Annotated in this window: 16 protein-coding genes; 8 read left to right on the forward strand and 8 right to left on the reverse strand. The window is 43.8% G+C overall.

Going from position 1 to position 18430, the window contains the following annotated elements; all coding sequences use genetic code 11:
• Together EBR25_05545 and EBR25_05550 are read left to right on the forward strand one after the other, a co-directional pair.
• Positions 1-856, forward strand: an 856-nt coding sequence (locus EBR25_05545) for a hypothetical protein (GenBank protein NBW40458.1), incomplete at its 5' end; no start/stop codon positions are given.
• Positions 857-910: 54 nt separating this feature from the next.
• Positions 911-2212, forward strand: coding sequence for a hypothetical protein (locus EBR25_05550; protein NBW40459.1), 1302 nt, complete (start codon positions 911-913; stop codon positions 2210-2212).
• A 9-nt stretch (positions 2213-2221) separates the two neighbouring features.
• Here EBR25_05550 and rlmD read toward each other — a convergent pair whose 3' ends face one another.
• Both rlmD and EBR25_05560 read right to left on the reverse strand, forming a co-directional pair.
• Positions 2222-3370 carry a 23S rRNA (uracil(1939)-C(5))-methyltransferase RlmD gene (gene rlmD / locus EBR25_05555; protein NBW40460.1) on the reverse strand — a complete coding sequence of 383 codons (1149 nt, stop codon included), beginning with the start codon at positions 3368-3370 and terminating at the stop codon, positions 2222-2224.
• A gap of 87 nt (positions 3371-3457) precedes the next feature.
• A complete protein-coding gene (locus EBR25_05560) occupies positions 3458-4558 on the reverse strand; it encodes a hypothetical protein (protein ID NBW40461.1) in 1101 nt (366 codons plus the stop codon).
• A gap of 218 nt (positions 4559-4776) precedes the next feature.
• Between EBR25_05560 and EBR25_05565 the strand changes: the two genes are divergently transcribed.
• From EBR25_05565 to EBR25_05585, 5 genes are all read left to right on the forward strand, one after another.
• Positions 4777-6237, forward strand: a complete 1461-nt coding sequence (locus EBR25_05565; protein NBW40462.1) for a UTP--glucose-1-phosphate uridylyltransferase — start codon at positions 4777-4779, stop codon at positions 6235-6237.
• 25 nt (positions 6238-6262) lie between these two features.
• Positions 6263-7147 (forward strand): glucose-1-phosphate thymidylyltransferase, encoded by an 885-nt coding sequence (gene rfbA / locus EBR25_05570; protein ID NBW40463.1) that lies wholly within the window; start codon positions 6263-6265, stop codon positions 7145-7147.
• 143 nt (positions 7148-7290) lie between these two features.
• Positions 7291-8970 (forward strand): energy-dependent translational throttle protein EttA, encoded by a 1680-nt coding sequence (gene ettA, locus EBR25_05575; protein NBW40464.1) that lies wholly within the window; start codon positions 7291-7293, stop codon positions 8968-8970.
• 2 nt (positions 8971-8972) lie between these two features.
• Positions 8973-9647, forward strand: a complete 675-nt coding sequence (pdxH, locus tag EBR25_05580; GenBank protein NBW40465.1) for a pyridoxamine 5'-phosphate oxidase — start codon at positions 8973-8975, stop codon at positions 9645-9647.
• Positions 9648-9789: 142 nt separating this feature from the next.
• A complete protein-coding gene (locus tag EBR25_05585; GenBank protein ID NBW40466.1) occupies positions 9790-10431 on the forward strand; it encodes a TonB family protein in 642 nt (213 codons plus the stop codon).
• On the opposite strand, the gene murD is transcribed toward EBR25_05585, so the two are convergent.
• The 6 genes from murD to EBR25_05615 all read right to left on the reverse strand — a co-directional run bounded on the left by murD (position 10432) and on the right by EBR25_05615 (position 16089).
• Entirely contained in the window at positions 10432-11754 is a 1323-nt protein-coding gene (murD, locus tag EBR25_05590) for a UDP-N-acetylmuramoyl-L-alanine--D-glutamate ligase (protein ID NBW40467.1), read from the reverse strand.
• Positions 11724-13055 (reverse strand): hypothetical protein, encoded by a 1332-nt coding sequence (locus tag EBR25_05595; protein ID NBW40468.1) that lies wholly within the window; start codon positions 13053-13055, stop codon positions 11724-11726. The genes murD and EBR25_05595 overlap by 31 nt, the downstream gene beginning before the upstream one ends.
• Positions 13056-13116: 61 nt before the next feature.
• Positions 13117-13815 (reverse strand): glycosyltransferase, encoded by a 699-nt coding sequence (locus tag EBR25_05600; protein NBW40469.1) that lies wholly within the window; start codon positions 13813-13815, stop codon positions 13117-13119.
• A 4-nt stretch (positions 13816-13819) separates the two neighbouring features.
• Entirely contained in the window at positions 13820-14902 is a 1083-nt protein-coding gene (gene mltG / locus EBR25_05605) for an endolytic transglycosylase MltG (protein NBW40470.1), read from the reverse strand.
• A 176-nt stretch (positions 14903-15078) separates the two neighbouring features.
• Positions 15079-15858 carry a hypothetical protein gene (locus EBR25_05610; GenBank protein NBW40471.1) on the reverse strand — a complete coding sequence of 260 codons (780 nt, stop codon included), beginning with the start codon at positions 15856-15858 and terminating at the stop codon, positions 15079-15081.
• A 15-nt stretch (positions 15859-15873) separates the two neighbouring features.
• A complete protein-coding gene (locus EBR25_05615; protein NBW40472.1) occupies positions 15874-16089 on the reverse strand; it encodes a hypothetical protein in 216 nt (71 codons plus the stop codon).
• 19 nt (positions 16090-16108) lie between these two features.
• Between EBR25_05615 and EBR25_05620 the strand changes: the two genes are divergently transcribed.
• Positions 16109-18139 carry a hypothetical protein gene (locus tag EBR25_05620; GenBank protein ID NBW40473.1) on the forward strand — a complete coding sequence of 677 codons (2031 nt, stop codon included), beginning with the start codon at positions 16109-16111 and terminating at the stop codon, positions 18137-18139.
• Positions 18140-18430 lie beyond the last annotated feature (291 nt).

The following is an 18430-nucleotide window of genomic DNA, read 5'->3' on the forward strand; positions in this document are numbered from 1 at the left end:
GTCTTCAACGGGAAAAATTGTTCCCGCCATGTTCGGAGCGGGAAGAGATGGTCAGAACTGGTTTTATCGAATGCTATCGATAAATCCTGATCTCGGAATATATAAACGGCATCTAGAAGCTGCATATCGTGATGTAGCGAAGGGAACCGAATACGAGCATATCCTCAACCGTGATGAGGTGCGAAATATTTTCGACCTTACGAAAAAGATCTCAGGGCTTGATAGCAAAGGCTTTGAGAAGGCCTATTTTGACAATGGTTCTATGCAGAAGGGAGTAACGGCTGGAAGTATGATAAAGGAAATGTTTCAACAGCTTCAAACAAATTTGGCACAGTCAAAAACATTCTATGATCATCCCTTAACCGAAAAAGCTATCTCAATTCTTGAAGCTCATCTTCGATATCGAAGACCAGGTAATGTTTTATTGCACTCAAAGTATTTTTCAGACGCTGTTTTCTTAGCAGAGCATGCGGAGCACCGCTTGAAACGCTATGGAATTCGTTCTCATGCTGTTGCTGGTGGGAAGTATATGAATCATCGAGAATGTCAAGAGCTATTGGAAAATTTTGGAGCTGGTGAAGTTGACTTTATGGTCGGTACTAGTTTTCTTACGGAGGGTCATCATATTCCTGGTGCAAATACCCTAGTTATGAAACATCAGCCATCAAGGGGAGATGAACTTCAGCAGTTTATGGGTCGTGTTGGTAGAGAATGGAAGGGGTTTATTCACGGATTAGTGCTTCCAGCGTCGAGAGGCGTCTTTTTTGCAAATCAGCAGAAAATGAAGCGAGCAAATCAGTTCATCCAAAGTGATTTCAGGAGAATCATTCCGCGTAAGGATGTAATTGAGAGTTGAGATAGAGATTTTTATTAATCGAATATAAGTAATCTGCATCGTAAGAGAGCAGAGATGTGTATAGAGATGATAAGAGAGGAAATGATGACTCATAAACCCACCGTACAAGTTTTTGGTAATCTCAATGATCTGCCCACGGATTTCATACAAGAGTTTTGTTCTGATTTTGAAGTGATTGCTCGCTCTGGTGGAGCACGTGATCCTATATTCAGCTTTCAAACAGAAGTTTCGTGTGCGCATGCGGTAATTGCTCTTCCCTCCGCACATCCATTCACGCTGATGACGGTAATTGAGGAGGCTGCGGTTCAACATCCGTTTCTTTTTAATCGAGATGCCAAAAATATTAATGAAAGGAAACAGAAGCCCATTGTATTTCTTGGCGAGGAGAAAAGCTGGAGGTCATTTCATGAGAGTTTTCAAGAAATGAAGCAGCAAGGTCTCATGAGAGATAGCTTTGATGTCGTGCGTTTTATTGAGCATCCCAGAGAAGCGAAGGAATATATCCAGGCCGGACTTCCTCAGCATCTCGAGTTCGATAGAAGTGAACAATTCTATCATTCTCGCCTTCCAAATGTGCTCTTTCGAGAGATTAATGCTGCCGATAGAGTCAAACAACGTGACGGAACTATTGCATTCTATGGATCCGCTAGTAGCAATGCTCCCCAGCATTTAGAGCGTGCTGAGAGAGCAGTTGAAATGTGTCAGCACCTTGGAATGAATGTCCTGCATGGTGGTGGGATAAGTAGTGTCATGGGACAACTGAGTAAAAGTGCTCAGGAGCGCTCGCTATATGTTGTTGGAGTCAGTGTTGATGGAATTGGTGCGCCCGGAATTGTAGGAAAAGAGTTAGGAGGTAAGATTCAGCGACCAGAGAATGTGTCTGAATACATTGCATGTAAATCAATGATTCACAGAATTGAAGAGTATCACAACCGAGTTAATGCAAATATTGCGCTTGATGGAGGCATTGGCAGTACTCAAGAAGTTCTTATGACAGCGACATTGATGAGCATTGGACATTCTGCCGTCAGTAACAAGGATAGACATGGTGCTCAAGTACTGAAGCCGCTTTATTTAGTGAATGAAGGAGGAATATGGAGTGGTTTCGAAAAGTATTTACGAGATAGAGATCTAGGAGTCCTGCTTGAACAGATGCAAATTGTCCCGAATATGGATCGTTTAGAGATCTCTTTAGGAGAGCATTTTCGTCAGCATCCTCCTGTTGCCATCAGTCCACGGTTAGACCTTCGAGATAGTTATCATCGTCAGGCGCATGGTATTCCTAATCTTGATACTCTTCCTGCTAGCCCATATTCGATTCAGCAGGAAAGAGACGAGGAGAGGCTGAATCCTTAAAGCGCCGTTTCAAGCTTTCTTTGCTCGAAGGAGTGTAACGACTTCGACATGTGGTGTATGTGGAAACATGTCAATGGCTCTTATATTTTCAACCTCATAATGACCATGAAGAATCTGCAATTCACGTGCAAGTGCTTTGTAGTTACATGATACATAGATAAGCGTTGGTGGATGAGCTTTCTTCAGTTGTTCCAATGCACGATCATGGAGCCCCGCGCGAGGAGGGTCTACAAGAAGCAAATCAATGGGTTCTTCAGCCCAGGATGAGTCTTCTGTTTTAGCGGCAAGAAAATCGATTGATATATTATTCAGTGCAGCATTCGATCTGGCCCGTTCTATAGCCTCTTCCTCGATCTCAATTCCAAGAGTATTTTCATAGTGTGCTGAAATTGGGATCGTAAAAAATCCAGAGCCACAGTAGAGATCTACAAACCGTTTACCCGAAATTGAAGAAGAGAACTCTAGAACGGTTCCAAGGAGTTTTTCTGCTCCAAGCGAGTTGGTCTGAAAAAAAGTGAAAGGATGTATCTGATATTGATAATCTAAAATTTGTTCAGTTAGGTATGGCGTATTCTGAATAGGAATAATGCGGTCACCACGTGAAACATCGCTTACCGTATCAGCAATGCTCCAGACCACATGTTGGGTAGGAACCATCGCAGCAAGTTCTGCAAGCGCATCTTTTACTCTCTGTTCTTCACTCTCTTCAGTTGGTGCACTGGTAATAATAGTTATAAGTGTCTCTCCGTTCTTTGTGCATCGAATAACAGCATAACGTAGAAGTCCTGTATGCGCTTTCCGATCAAAAAATGAGAGATTCGCTTTTTGTGTCCATTGCCTTACCGTATGAAAGGCAGATTCAATATGTATATCACTGATGAAGCAACAATGGTTATCGAGGACTCGCCACCATTTTCCCTTCTCTCGAAGACCAACCCGTCCTTGGTAATCGATAGCGAAGTCCATTCGATTGCGATAGTGAGCAATTTGCGGAGCTGGCACAATCTCTTCACATGAGAGGGTCAGGGCATGAGATCGGAAGGAGCTGTTTATATCAGATAATTTCTGATCCAGCTGCTTCTGATAGGGAATATGAGACCAGCGACATGAACCGCAAATCTCTTTATTTGGACACGAAGAAGTTATGTTCATCTCCACACGTTGAATTGAGTAGGGCAAAGAGTCAAGAGCTTCATCGAAGAGTGTTCAAATCAAGAGGTCAAGATGCGCTTGCCTATCGAATTGTTACTCAATGGCATCCTCTACATCGCTACGAAATTGCGCTTCCTGCTCTTCATCGAGATGATCGATGAGGTCGTCGAAATCTTCTTCTTCCATGTCTGTAATCTGTTCGAGTGAGAAGATGTCGGTAAATTGCTCTGGAAGATCTTCGCTCGTCTTGACTGGCTTGAATAGGAGTGGAGTTGTTTTTTCGGAAATATCGTCACGCCCACGGCTAATCCAGCCCACTTTGCCATCTAAGACCTCTTGCACCTCTTCAAGCAGAGAGTTTTCCTCAGTATGTGCTGGATAATACTTTTCAGGAATATCTATTATGGGAGCAATGTTTCCATATAAGAGATGGTCCATCCAAAAACGAGTGATTGACATACGCAATGTGAGGGGATCTTTAATGAGCGTCAAATTTTGCTCACTTTTATAGGCGTCGCGAAATGCTTGTCCAATCGGTATTCCAAAACCCATTTTCGATATTGCTAAAACTCCTATTTGTTCGCTAGTGCACTCGTAGAGTTCTTTCTCTTTGCTAAGATCATACCGAAGGTTCTTCTGACGTAAGTGTCGACGATATTCTTTGAATGCTTTCTCATCAGCACTCACAAGTGCAGTAAGACCTACCATTCTCATCGTGCCAATGAGTATTCCAGCTGAGATGCCAATTGCTGGAATCGATGCGCCAAGCGTCGAACCCACTTGTGCAACAATGTGAAAATCTTCTCTTATATAATCCCACTGGCTGTTGCTAAGAACTTTTCGAGCTCTACGATAGTAGACAAATGCACCGATAAGGCTCGCAAGATCGATTGGATCAAAGAGGTCTATAAGGCTACCAGTAGTGACAGCTTTCTCAGATTTTAATTTTTCTTTTCGCATTTGAAGTGCCGCAAAGTAGAGCATGGCACGAAATGATTGAATTTTGAGAAGTTGGGCAATTTGATATTTTGTTACTGGTCGCAGGTAACCTGAAGCATCGTGATGATCATGTATAAGTGTTCGAACAGCTCGTGGAAAAAAAGCTGGCAGATAACCAATTTTCTCGGCAATACGCTTTGCTGTAGCCCAGTCTTCTTGCGTATCGTCGGTATGTGATGGAAATGAAGATGACATCTCGCTCCTTTCGCTTTTCCTCTGTCTTGCGGTATCTCTGTCTTCGTGCCTCTCTGGTGTGGTATCGGTAGTTGAGGCTGCTTTACTTAACCTGAAAATCCGGAGGCAAGAGAGCTCCTGTGCAAGATCAGATTTTGCGATGTATATTCGGGTGGTTATGATATCGCTTGGTTTTTACATCCCCTTTTTGGATAGCCTTGATCACAGGAGCGAGTGAGTTGTTTTCTCGGCTGTATGAATTCAGTATCCTGAAGACAACGAACGTAGAGATGGTGATGAGCAATAAGAGCTTTTTACAAATTAAGAAGAGTGTTCAACAAAAATTTTCCCAGAGCCAGCAACATGAGCTCGCAGAGGCTGCTTTTTTAAGAAATCTATCTGAGGTTCTCTCACGGAGAGATACTGTTATTTCTAGTAAAACTCTTCAGGCTATGAGTGACCTACCACAGATGAGTGACCTTGATGGGTATGGAGAAAGTGGATTACGGGCACTCCCAAAACTCATGATCTGTAAGTTAAATGGTGGATTGGGAACAAGTATGGGTCTGGAATCAGCAAAGAGCTTGATTCCAGTCCGCAGCGGACTTTCCTTTCTTGATTTAACTGTCAAGCAAATTCAAGCGATTCAATCTCGTACTGAGGTTTCAATTCCCTTTTTTTGTATGAATAGTTTTCGTACTCAAGAAGATACCATGAAGGTGTTAGACGGATCATCGCTCACTCAGCAGCTGCCGCTTTCAATACTGCAGAATCAAGTCCCCAAATTACAGAAAGACACCTTTGAACCGGTGGATTATTCGAAGGACCCTTCCCTCGAATGGTGTCCTCCTGGACATGGAGATCTTTATACCGTACTTCAGTCGAGCGGGCTGCTTGCTCGTGCGCTTTCAGCCGGCTATCGATATCTGTTCATTTCAAATGCCGATAATCTGGGAGCAACAGTCAGTCTCGAAATTTTGGGTTATATGGAAAAGTTGCAAATACCCTTTCTTATGGAAGTTGCACAGAGAACTGCTATAGATCGCAAGGGTGGGCATTTGGCAAAGACTGCTGATGGCCGACTTATCCTTCGGGAGAAGGCTCAAGTAGGGATAGAAGATGAGGAAGATTTTCAGAACTTTGAGAAATATGATTCGTTTAATACCAATTCCATCTGGCTTGATCTCGAGGTTCTACACAAGCTTCTCATAGCGCATAATTCGATTCTTCCTCTTCCTGTTATCGTCAATGAGAAGAGAGTGAATCCAAGAGAGTCCAATTCTACGGAAGTTATTCAACTAGAAACGGCAGTGGGTTCCGCCATTAGTCTCTTCGAGGGTGCCTGCGCTGTTCGAGTCCCACGTAGTCGGTTTCTTCCAGTGAAGACAACCGAAGATCTTTTGCGAGTTCGGTCAAATTTGTTTTCCTTAAATGAAGAGTGTGAGCTATGCGGCCATGAGCAAAGTTTAGCCTTTCCAATAGAACTGGATTCACGATATTTTGGCCACATTGATCAGTTCGAAGCTCGATTTTCGAAAGGAGTGCCTTCTCTACTAGGGGCACGTGCCTTTACAGTGATTGGAGACGTTTTTTTTGGGGCTGATGTTACTTGTCACGGGAATACGATAGTCAAAAATAACGCGGAAGCCCCGTTCTATATTGAAGATGAGGCGACTCTAGGAGAAATGACCGCGGAATAGGAGATTAAGGATAGTGAATCAAGCTATGCACGGGAATAAAAAGGGAATTATCTTAGCCGGAGGGAGTGGTACGCGACTTTTTCCCGCGACGCGAGGATTAAGCAAGCAACTCCTACCTATTTATAACAAGCCGATGATCTATTACCCGTTATCGGCGCTTATGTTGTCTGGAATGCGGGACATTCTGGTTATTACCACACCAGAAGATCAAGCATCCTTCCAGCGGGTGCTTGGAGACGGAAGTTCCCTCGGAATTTCCCTTTCGTATGCTATTCAGCCTAAGCCAGAGGGGTTAGCCCAGGCGTTTCTGATCGGAGAAGACTTTCTTGAAGGAAAGGGGGCCGTCCTGGCGTTGGGAGATAATATTTTCTTTGGGCATGATCTTCCAAATCAATTCGAAGAGGCTGCTCAAAAGAGTCGAGGAGCTACGGTATTTGGTTATCAGGTAAAAGATCCGGAGCGATATGGAATAGTAGAGTTTGATGATACGGGAAGACCAAAAAGTTTGGTGGAGAAACCATCCGCACCACAGTCAAATTATGCCGTCACAGGAATTTATTTTTATGATGAACAGGTAGTAGAGTTTGCAAAAGCACTTGAGCCATCTCCAAGAGGAGAGCTTGAAATTACGGATCTGAATAAATGCTACTTAGACCGGGAAGAACTGTATGTCGAAAAGATTGGAAGAGGAGTCGCTTGGTTAGATACCGGTACTCATCAAAGTTTGCTCCAGGCCTCACTTTTTGTGCAGGCGATTGAGGAGCGACAAGGGCTTCTCGTGGGAGCCGTTGAGGAAATTGCTTTTCGGAAAGGATATATTACCTTTGATCAGTTTCGAGAACTTGCCCGGATATATGAAAAAACTGAATATGGAGCATACCTTCTCCGTGGAATATCAGAAAATAAATAGCATACTTGCCGGAAAACGTTTTCAAAGTATGAGATATCTTTATTAATCATTTGTCTTGAACTCTACAGAGTGGCGGTAAGAGAGATTTCTGTTATGCTCGTTTATAGGGAAATCGTAGGATCGTTTTTAGAAGACAATAAGCTATGAATCAAAAATATGTATTTCAGCTCTCCAAGGTTTCGAAGGTCTATAAGCCCGATAAAACTATTCTTGATAATATCAATCTTTCTTTCTATTACGGAGCGAAGATTGGAGTGCTCGGGCTGAATGGAGCGGGAAAGTCTACCCTGCTTCGAATTATTGCGGGAGAGGATAAGGAGTTTACAGGAGAGGCAGAGTTTCTGCCCGGTGTAACTTTTGGTTATCTTCCGCAGGAGCCACGGCTAAATGAGGAGAAGACAGTCAAAGAGAATGTAATGGAAGGGCTCGGTGGTGTTGTGGAGAGCCTGAAGCGCTTCGAGGAGATCAGTTCCGCGCTGGGTGACCCTGATTTGTCACCTGATGATATGGAGAAGCTGCTCGATGAACAAGCAAAAGTACAAGATGAAATCGATGCGCAGAATGGATGGGAACTTGATCATACGCTCGAAGTAGCGATGGATGCACTTCGATTGCCACCAAGCGAAAGTGCGGTGACACATTTGTCCGGGGGTGAGAGGCGTCGGATAGCGCTTTGTAAGTTACTACTTGAAAAGCCTGATGTGCTTTTGCTTGATGAGCCAACGAATCATCTTGATGCCGAAACTGTACTCTGGTTAGAGCAGCACCTGCAACAGTATCCAGGAACTGTTATTGCTATTACCCACGATAGATACTTTCTGGATAATATTGCTGGTTGGATCTTGGAGTTAGACCGAGGGCGAGGCATTCCATGGGAGGGGAATTACTCTTCGTGGCTTGAGCAAAAAGAAAAGCGACTTGCTCAGGAAGAGAAGCAAGATAAGAAGCGTTTGAAAACGCTTGAGCGGGAACTAGAATGGATTCGAATGAGTCCAAAGGCCCGACATGCAAAGAGTAAAGCGAGGATTAAAGCGTTTGAAGATCTGCAATCAGAAGATGCGCGCACAAAAATTCAGGAGCTTGAAATTTTTATTCCGCCTGGACCTCGACTTGGTACGAAGGTAGTAGATGCTAAAGGTCTGTGTAAAGCGTTCGATGAGAACTTATTGATTGATGATTTTTCATTTTCTATCTCACCGGGAAGTATTGTTGGAATTATCGGTGCAAACGGAGCGGGAAAGACGACATTGTTTCGTATGATTACTGGTCAGGAACAGCCTGATTCCGGAGATCTTAGCCTCGGGGATACTGTCGCTATTGGATATGTGGATCAGTTGCGAGACGCACTTGACGGTGAGAAATCCGTTTGGGAAGAAATTTCTGATGGACAAGATCAACTCGATCTGGGAGGGCGGCTTGTAAACTCTCGGGGTTATTGTGCTCGCTTTAATTTTACGGGCTCAGATCAGCAGAAGAAAGTGAAAGCGCTCTCAGGAGGAGAGCGTAATCGTCTTCATCTCGCAAAGCTTCTCAAGCAGCCATCAAATCTTCTCTTATTAGATGAACCGACAAATGATCTCGATGTAAATACGCTGAGAGCGCTGGAAGACGCTATTTTAAGCTATGCGGGTTCTGTGGTTGTCATCAGTCATGACAGGTGGTTTCTCAACAGAATCGCAACTCACATCATTGCGTTTGAAGGAGACAGTTCAACAATTTTTGTAGAAGGTAATTTCCAAGACTATGAGGAAGATAAGAAAAAGAGGCTTGGTCCAGAAGCCCTCGTACCGAAAAGAGTCAAGTATCGAAAGCTAGTCGCTTGAGCATGAAAAAGTTTTCAACATTTCGGGAAGCATTATTTCTGGTAACGCATCCAAGTCTTTGGTTTCGCAGGTATCTCTCACAATCTGATTTTTCGCCTAATCCCATTGAGCAATTTACAAGGTGGTATGCGGAAGTACAGAAAGGATTGTGGGGGGAGTTTCCTAATTGGCTTTGTCTTTCAACCATCGATGAGCAGGGTATGCCAGATGGTCGTATTGTCCTTTTGAAAAGTTATGATGAGAGGGGGTTCGTTTTTTATACGAATACAACATCTCGAAAAGGTGCTTCGCTGGAGCGGCATCCTGCTACCGCTATGACGTTCTTTTGGGAGCGGTTTCAGAGACAGGTTCGGATATCTGGCTCGTGTGAGCAGGTTGCTCCAGAGGAGGCAGATCGGTATTTCTCGACTCGTCCGCGTGCCAGTCAGATAGGAGCCTGGGCATCTTTACAGAGCCAGGAGTTATCAGATCGATCCAAGCTTGAGGAGAGAATATCTGAGTTCGAGCAGAAGTTTGCGAACAAGCCCGTTCCACGTCCTGAGTACTGGACGGGGTATCGATTAATTCCTCAGCGGTTCGAATTTTGGGAATTAAGAATGAGTCGACTTCATGACCGGTTTGAGTATACGGTTGGAGTGAAACCCGGTGAATGGAATATTCGTCAGCTCTATCCCTAAGAATTGAGAAGAGCAGACCCATTTCTGAGTTCGAAGTGCGCACTCTGAGCCTTGTAACTATTATATATTACTGATATTTGCTGAGTAGCAGTCCTGCACGTTCAAATTTGCCTAAAGGAAGACTACCCGATACCCTTGGGTGATGAGTCAAAGGGACGCTCACATATCCATTGGACTAAGCATCATAGCGCATGTTGTTTTCGCTATAGGTGTATTTTGTGCTCGGGACAGTATCCCGCTTTTGGCCTCGCAACATCATTCAGGCAGTAAGACGCTTGCCATTCGCCTTCAGCCCCTCATTGAACAAGAAGTTGAGATACAGAAGAGAGTGAGGGCTCCTTCGATTGAGAAACCAGTTCTTCCCAAGGAGGAGAAAGCCGTTGTGCCCCAACCCGATAAAAAGCAGGACTTCCCTGAATTCACCAATGAGCAAGCAGCAGACGGGGCTCGCGCGATGATGCAACATGAGTTGCTCATGAACGAGGAGAATGGACAACTCACAGACGACTACCGCTCGTTAATCTTGAGTTTGATAGCGAAAGAAAAGAGGTATCCGCCAAGAGCGCAACGGCTCCGTCTAGAGGGAGAAGTATTGGTCTCTATACAGGTGTCAAATACAGGAAAGCTTTTGGGAGCAAGGATTACGAAGAACGCAAAGTATTCTTTTTTTGATCGAGAAGTTCTTCGCATGATCCATGCTGCAGCTCCTTTTCCTCGACCAGAAAAGGCGTTTCAAAGTAAAACTCTGACTTTTCAGATTCCAATTGAGTTTGAGCTGAAATAGTTAGGATGTAGTTTCTAAAGCCGTATTGAAAGCAGCGCCACGTTCCATAAAATTCTTGTACGCATGATAACTTGCTGCAGCTGGAGAGAAGAGGCAGGTAGTTTCTCTTGGGGTAATTTGCATTGCTATGGTTACCGCCTCATGAACGGTGTCTGCTTGAAAGAGAGACCGGAGAGGATAGTTTGCTTCTTGCAGTAAAGGATAAAGCTTCTTCCCGGTATCTGGAATGCAGATAATGTTCAATTGAGGAGTCGAGACCAAAAATTGGACAAGCTCAGTCAGGGGGACATCTCGCTCCATACCACCGATAATAAGAGTTGAGATATCGGGAAGAGACTGTATCGCGGATATTGCTGCCTCAGGAATGGTTGAAGCAGAATCATTGATGAAGCGAATCCCTGAGAATGTCCCTACATCTTCCATTCGAAAAGGAAGCCCTTGAAATCTCGTAATTCCTTCTTGGATATTCTCCATACTGATTCCCATAGAGCGCGCGATAGTGATGGCAAAGAGTGAGTTAATTCTTTGGTGGTGTGACTCCAGATAAGGTGGGAGGTTCAATTCGCGGAGAATTTCAAGGTTGTCTCCAATCCAGTGTATCTCTCGTGTATTTTCTAGTGCGTGAATACGACTCTTTAGTGACTGATGCACAAATGCAAGGGATTGCGTGTCATTGTAGCTGAGGAGGATACGATATTTAGCCGACGCATAATCATCAAAAGAGTCGTAGTATTCTAGGTGTTCCTTATAGATATTGAGTAAGACTGAGAGTGTTGGTGCGTATCGAATATGTTGTAACTGATGGCTGGAAAGCTCCAGCACTACGGGTCTATCTACGGAACAGGAGTCAATCCGCTCAAATACTGGAATGCCGATGTTTCCCATCAAAAGTGGCTTTTTCCCAGCAGCTTCAAGTATTGAAGCAAGGAGTGAGCTTGTTGAAGTCTTTCCTTTGGTTCCAGTGATTCCAATTGTTTTTCCTCGGAAATATTTGAGGAAAAGCTCGATCTGACTTGTAATTCGTGAACCGCATTCTTCCCAGATATGCTTTGAAAGAGGGATTCCTGGCGAGCGAATTACGAGGTCATATTCCGATAAGGCTTGTAGGTAATGCTCGCCGAGATACAGGATATCTGCGTGAGAGATAGATAGATTTTCTCTCATATCAGCAATTGCCATTGTCGAATGAGTATTCATCTCACGGAGGAGCGTGGCGGTACTCTTTCCTTCCGCTCCATATCCAAGAATAAGGATTTTTTTCGCAGAGAACTCTTTGGCTAACGCATCTCGTATCATTGCTGCAATACTTTTTGTTTCACGCATTTCTCGAACTCCTGGGGGAGAAAGTGCCTTTCATTCCAATCGTATAATAGACTCTTCAGAGTGCTTTCCTCGACACAGATCTGGTTCTTATCCCTCAAGAGCTTTGATACCGGATTCCTTTGCAAAAGTTCCCTTACACACGCTGTTGATTCCTCTCGTGTGCCAACACACTCAAAAGGCTTTATTCGAGCTGGTAAGCAGAGGTCAAGGAGCATCTCTTCAAGATGCTGATTCTCCAGAGGGTTATTGCGGAAGATCGGTTGTAATGATGTAAACGGTGATAAAATCAGCGCGACGAAAAGGCACTTTGGACACTCTTCACACCATTTGTCTTCATAGCAGCCCACGTTGCAACTTCTAAAAATTGAATGATACTTGGTAAAGTTGGCAAAATATCGGGCAATTTGTACTTCATGGAGTGGGCGTAGCAAACTGAAGTATTCAATATCTTGAGATAGATATATGTGGGAATAGCTTCGAAATTGTGACTCAAATTCTAGTGATTTTGAATACTGATGGTTTACCTCACTATCCGCGATATTCGTTTCAGAGGCACTTCTCTCATTTGATAAGATGACGTTTTTTTTCCCTAAAAGCGCAGCAGCTAACAGCGAAACAAAAGCAAGTAGCGCAGAAAATGGAGTATGTCCGTTGAGATATCCTAAGCTATTCAGTGCTAATAGTTTTCGATCGAGCGAGCGAGATACTTCAAAAATATCGCCTTTTGCGTAGCCTGCAGCAGATGCTGAGCGCATGCAAGCAGGTCTTGGATTGAGGAAAAAAAGCATGTTTTCATTTTTTTGGTGAGCGAGGAGTTCGAGAGTAGCTAGAGAGTCTTTTCCTCCACCCACTGGTATGAGATTTCCATCCGTAGCAAGCGGTATAGAATAATGTATGGGAGAGTCTACTGATCCACAAAATGAAATAAATTCATTCTCAAGAGTCTGTATTCCATTCTGATATCGAAATTCGCCAAGACCATGATAGAAGAGATGTTTCCAAAAAGTGAGCTCGTCTGATGAAATTTCAACATCTACGAATTGAAACTGAGGTGAGCATGTCGCTTTCCAGTAGCTCAGAGCTTCTATTAATCCGAGCCTCGTTACCATTGGAATGAGTTGGTCAATACGTTTTTGCGAGTCAACACAAGGAAAGTGAAACTCACTGGTAAAATCCTCTAGCCCCTCAATGGTATAGAAGTATCGAACAGTATCTCTATTACGCTCTGGTATGATTTCAAAGCCTCTATAGAGAAAGGTAGGGAACTGTTCTCGAAGTATCGATGGATTTTTGTTTTGCATTTCCCCGCTAGTCTATCAGAGCTATTCGTCAAAAGTCAGCAGATAGAGACTATCTTTCACATCAGGAAGATATCCCAGAGGTACTGCTGGATCGTCGCCATTCTCTCCATGCCTGTGTGCCTGTTGTAAGAAGATGTGAATAGGTGACCGAAAGCCATCCATTTTGGGCATATTTTCGAGCACTCGTTTCGATTATCCCCCCTGATGCAATGATGGGCATTCCTGCTCTTTTTACTTTCCAGACGAACAGGTGATCCTCTCCAATCTGGACATTTTCATCGTAGCCCCCTAGAGCGCGAAAATTCTCAGCAGAGATGCAAAGTCCTTGATCGCCAAACGGAAGGCCCAGGTAACGAGACCGTATCCATGCTCCAAATTGATTTAATGCCATGAGATTTGGCCCGTCTTCTTTGAACTTCAGGTCACAGTAAAAAAGTGCACTCGGATGCACGATAATAGAAGTCGTCATACTTTTAATAGTTGAGGCAGCAAGTCTGGAATCGGCATGTACAAACCACAGATAGTTCCCAGAGGAATGGGCAGCTCCGGCATTTAGCTGACGTGCTCTTCCCGGCGGAGTATCCGATATAACCCACTTTACTTTAGACTGAGCGGTATCAAGAGGCGTCTCGTGCAAACAACATTTTGTAGTTGAGATGACGATCTCATGGATTGCCTCGAATTGTAATAATGCATCAATGAGGTGTTGAACAGATGACTCATTTTTCCCCAAGGGAACGATTACTGAAATTGGATACATAAGCTTACCTGACTGGCTTTTGAGAAATTATATCTGCCTTTTTTCGTGCTCTCCAGTATGCTTCTACGTTACGATTATGTTCAGAGAGCTTTTTGGTAAAGCGGTGTCTTGAGAAGTCGTTAGCATCAACAACATAATAAAGAAAACCATGGTGCGTCGGCGTAATAACAGCCTTCAGCGAATGAAGCCCTGGTGAGCAGATAGGAGTTGGAGGAAGGCCTAGATGAATGCGGGTATTATATTTATTGGTCTTATCATTCAAGTGGCGGTAGCGCAGATTCCCATCAAAATCCTTTAGACCATAGATAATAGTGGCATCAATGCCTAAGGCTATTCTTTTTCGTAGACGGTTGTGAATAACCTCTGAAACAATTTGTCTTTCTTCATTTCTATTGGTTTCTCGTTCAATAAGACTTGCCATTGTGACCGCTTCCTGAAGAGAAAAATTCATTGTTTCTAATGCTGAGATGTAGTCGGCCGGTAGTTTTTCAAAAAATGTATTTAAGAGAGTCGAGATAAACTCATTGGGCGAGGGAAATGTCGTAAATCGATACGTAGCGGGGAAAAGATAACCCTCAAGAGATGAAGCTGGTTGCGAGAGTCTCGGATAGCGTACGTGCCAGTTTTCGGCTGTAAGCGCATGCTCTAGTTCCTCAAGCGTTCCAATTTTGCTTTTAACAGCACGAGCCAGTATTTGTTGCTGAGTAAATCCTTCGGGAATAGTCATCTCTAGCACGACTGGTTCATAGATATCTCCCCTTCGAATCGCTGTATCAATCTGAGAGGGTGTCGTATGAGGCTGAAATTGATAATGGCCAGCTTGATAGCGGGAATAATCGGAAAAAAGCCTGACCCAAAGTTTAAAAACTACGGGAGATTCGATAACACCGTGATTCTCGAGTTTTATAGCAAGAGCACCTAAACTTTCCCCTCGTTCTAGTTCAATTTCTATTAGGGTTGAGAAAGAAAGAGGCTTGTTTCCCCAAAGTTGTATCTGTTGATAGGAGAATAGTATTACGCAAAACAGAAAAACGCTAAGACTGCCAATCACTCCTACTAAGATATATAAAGGTCTTCTACGGTTCATGGTGAGAAAGTATTCATGTGCCCAGAATGTTGATGTGGTTCTGTAATCGATTTTTTATTACAAACCAGAGTCAGTCCCTACATTCTATATACAATCTTTATGAGTATCGAGAAAAGATAGCATCGTACGTGAGAGTCTGGGAGACGCTTTGTTTTCCCATTGGCGTTCAATCTGTGTTACAGCGAATCCGCTTCGTTGAGCGCTTCTTTGAGGGGTTCGATACGCTTCTTCATCTCCGGGTCTGCATAGAGTCGAGTTCGCTTTCTCATATATGCTACTTGCACAAAAAGCCCGAAGCCCATCGCTGCATAGAGCTGGTTTTTCTCGATATGAGCCCCTAGCCCCTCAGCAAACAAAAAGCCGCCGATCAGAAATACAAGGCTCAGAGCAAATACTTTAAGATTTGGATTTGATTCAATGATCCGACTAATTTTACCAACCGAGGTAAGAAGTACGAGAACTGAAATCATTACGGCAGTAACCATTATTGGATATGAATCAACGGTTCCAATTGCACTGAGAACGCTATCAAGTGAGAAAATTAAATTTACCCCTAAAATTTGTATCAATATGAGGGCAGGGCTCGGAGTTTTCTTTGAACGCATGTGATGATGATACATCCCGAGATCATTGTAGTGCTTGATCGCAATCCACATGAGTACAAGACCTCCTACGAGTGAAATAAGTTCATTGTAAGAGATGCTTAGACCCAGCACGTTTTCAATGATTCCTATTGGAGCAGTAAGAGCTGTTAGCCAAGAGAGGGCAGTCAAAAGAATGATTCGGACTACCGCTCCTTGTATGAGACCGAGTCTTTCTATCAATCTTCGTTGGTTTTCCGGCAGCGGTTTACATTGAAGAATTACTACCAGAGCATTATCAACAACCAGCACGAGCTCTACCAGTGTTAGGAGAGCCAGACCGATAATCCCTTCTAATGTAAGAAAGTCTTCCATACCTATAAACTCACTCTATCTTTGCGGTTCTCGGATATCTTCAAGGGAGTCGTGAGTCAGAGTCAAGGGCATTCTGTGAGAGATAGAGGGGCTGTGATGCCTGGTAATCAGGAGAAAGTAGGGCAGGTGCTGGAATCTGCAATAGAGAGGATATAGACTATTGCCGAGCTTCGAGAGGAAAAATAGCTCAAAAAGGGGTATTCCCTCTGGTATCTCTTGTTCTGTGTGCATTGTGGGTTGGTGATTGAGTATGTCTCTAGTCAGTGAGCGCCAAGTGAAGTGGAGAGATGGGGTCGTTCTTTTGATCCTTCTGTTTCTTGCCACTGGTCTCAGATGGGATTTTCTTGCTGCAAGTAATTTTCGAGTGGACTCAGATGAAGCGATTGTAGGACTCATGGCTCAAGACATCAGCCAGGGAGCAACAGTGCCGGTTTTTTATTATGGGCAGCATTACATGGGAAGTCTGGAGGCGATGCTTGTAAGCGCGCTTTATTCGCTAGCTGGATTCCATCCTGCATGGATAAAAGTTGTCCCCCTTGTTTTTTCGCTTCTATTTATTCTCGTCGTGTATTTTATAGGTGTACAGCTTGCTGGACGCTTAGCTGGAATTGTAAGTGCTACGCTTTGTGCTATTGGTCCCGGTACGCTTTTGGTCTGGAGCACCAAGGCTCGTGGCGGATTCATCGAGATTGTATTTTTTGCAGCACTTGCCGTGCTGCTCACGATCTATTGGTTGCGAGATGAGCGACCTGATTGGACTCGATTAGGAATTATTGCGGTAATACTTGGGTTTGGATGGTGGACCAATAATCAAATTGTCTATGTCTATCTACCCATTGCCTTTGCTGTTTTCTGGAAGCTCTGGCATCAAAATGAAAGTTATCATGAGAAAGCAAAGACCCTGGGCTGGAGCTTTCTTGGATGTACAATCCTTGCAATTCTTGGAGGACTCCCATTTTGGCTCTATAATCTTCAGAATCAGTTTGCATCTTTCGCTCAACTCTTTCGGGGAGGAGAAGTTCAGTATGGAAGCCATATTCGAGGATTTATAGAGAATTCACTTCCTATCCTTCTTGGAGCGAAGCAATATTGGCACACCGAGGAGTTGTTTTCTGGTTCCCTTTTCCTTTTGTTTATCATTTTTCTGATTACGATAGTCTTTCTTTGGTATGGCATTCGTAAGGGGACAGTGGCGCGTGATGCTGTATTGATGTTGGTCGGAGTTTTTGCCTCTACAGCCCTGATTTTTGTTTCAAGTCCCTATGGAGATCTTTCACAAGCTCCAAGGTATCTGCTACCGCTGTACTTAGTCTTTTTCCCACTGTTCGGTGCGGCAGTATCACAGAGCTATCATCTGAGTCGTGGGCTGGGAGTTTCCTTCTTTGCGGTGATTCTCGGGCTTCATTTAAGTTCTGCATACTTACATGGGCGCGCTATTCCAGGAGAGCCATTTATCTTTCGAGAACAACGTGTAGCTCGTGATCATGCGCCACTTATTCAACGTCTTTCCGAGCTTGGTATCTCACATGTTTATACCAACTACTGGGTGGGATATCGACTGGCGTATGAAACTCAACAGCGGGTTACGTTCACCGTGTTTGGTCAGCCATCACAAGTACGAATACCTTCTTATGAGCGTCAAGATCGATGGGATATTCCGTTTGTATTGGCTCCTTTGCAGGCATCGATTCTTGAGAGGGCATTAGCAATGTATCACTACTCTTTCATTCGAGAAGAGGTGGGAGGATATATTCTTCTCTATGACTTGTCTCCAAAAGCACCGCTTCAGCTGAGAAAAATAAAAGCTGAGGAGTTGGCGAAGGTCTCTACGAATACCAAGGGCAAGGAGCTCAGTCCCCTTAACGCTCTTGATGGTGATATAAAAACTCGTTGGGGAAGCGGAGAGCCACAAAGACCAGGAATGGAGTTTCGAATTGTTTTTCAAGAACCAAAGCATATTAAAGCATTTCGATATTTTCTTGGAGATTGGGAGCATGATTACGCGAGACAATTCGTCATCAAAGGGATTTCTCAAAGCGGAACCACGATGACTCTTTTTTCTCGGGCAGATTTTGAGACGGTCTGTTACTACAGAGAGTGTCAAGTTTCACCTCATCACGACTTTCATTGGCCATTCAGCTATGAGCAGGAGCGAGTATATGTAAAAGAATATGAAGAACCACTCGTTGAAATAATTATAAAGCAGATTGGGGCTCATCCAGTACTTGATTGGTCTATTGCAGAACTTGAGCTTTACGTTGATGAAAATGGCGAGCGATAAAGAAATTCAGCTCGCTATTTTTTAATCGTTAGAGTGTTTTGGTCTCGTCCTTGATCCGATAAGAAGCGCGAGCGTCCATGGCCACGATTTATAGCGAATAGGTATCGAGCGGAGCTTTCCATCTCTTGTTTAGAGTAAAACTTTTGTACGCCGATCAGGTGTCTCTGAGAATTTAAGTGCGGTGTTGAATCACATGATAGACTTTGCGTGGAGGTCTTTTTGAATTTAGAGAGAAGTGCCATACGAGATTCCCTGTTTATAGCCAAGAACGTAAGAACCTGAATGCAATTC

This window comes from bacterium, assembly GCA_009926305.1.
Lineage (GTDB): Bacteria > Bdellovibrionota_C > UBA2361 > UBA2361 > RFPC01 > RFPC01.

Excerpts from the sequence above, each read along its gene's own strand:
- EBR25_05550 (NBW40459.1), top strand. The coding sequence starts at position 911 with ATGTGTATAGAGATGATAAGAGAGGAAATGATGACTCATAAACCCACC.
- EBR25_05560 (NBW40461.1), bottom strand. The coding sequence starts at position 4,558 with ATGTCATCTTCATTTCCATCACATACCGACGATACGCAAGAAGACTGG.
- rfbA (NBW40463.1), top strand. The coding sequence starts at position 6,263 with ATGCACGGGAATAAAAAGGGAATTATCTTAGCCGGAGGGAGTGGTACG.
- ettA (NBW40464.1), top strand. The coding sequence starts at position 7,291 with ATGAATCAAAAATATGTATTTCAGCTCTCCAAGGTTTCGAAGGTCTAT.
- pdxH (NBW40465.1), top strand. The coding sequence starts at position 8,973 with ATGAAAAAGTTTTCAACATTTCGGGAAGCATTATTTCTGGTAACGCAT.
- EBR25_05585 (NBW40466.1), top strand. The coding sequence starts at position 9,790 with ATGAGTCAAAGGGACGCTCACATATCCATTGGACTAAGCATCATAGCG.
- murD (NBW40467.1), bottom strand. The coding sequence starts at position 11,754 with ATGCGTGAAACAAAAAGTATTGCAGCAATGATACGAGATGCGTTAGCC.
- EBR25_05595 (NBW40468.1), bottom strand. The coding sequence starts at position 13,055 with ATGCAAAACAAAAATCCATCGATACTTCGAGAACAGTTCCCTACCTTT.
- EBR25_05600 (NBW40469.1), bottom strand. The coding sequence starts at position 13,815 with ATGTATCCAATTTCAGTAATCGTTCCCTTGGGGAAAAATGAGTCATCT.
- mltG (NBW40470.1), bottom strand. The coding sequence starts at position 14,902 with ATGAACCGTAGAAGACCTTTATATATCTTAGTAGGAGTGATTGGCAGT.
- EBR25_05610 (NBW40471.1), bottom strand. The coding sequence starts at position 15,858 with ATGGAAGACTTTCTTACATTAGAAGGGATTATCGGTCTGGCTCTCCTA.
- EBR25_05615 (NBW40472.1), bottom strand. The coding sequence starts at position 16,089 with ATGCACACAGAACAAGAGATACCAGAGGGAATACCCCTTTTTGAGCTA.
- EBR25_05620 (NBW40473.1), top strand. The coding sequence starts at position 16,109 with ATGTCTCTAGTCAGTGAGCGCCAAGTGAAGTGGAGAGATGGGGTCGTT.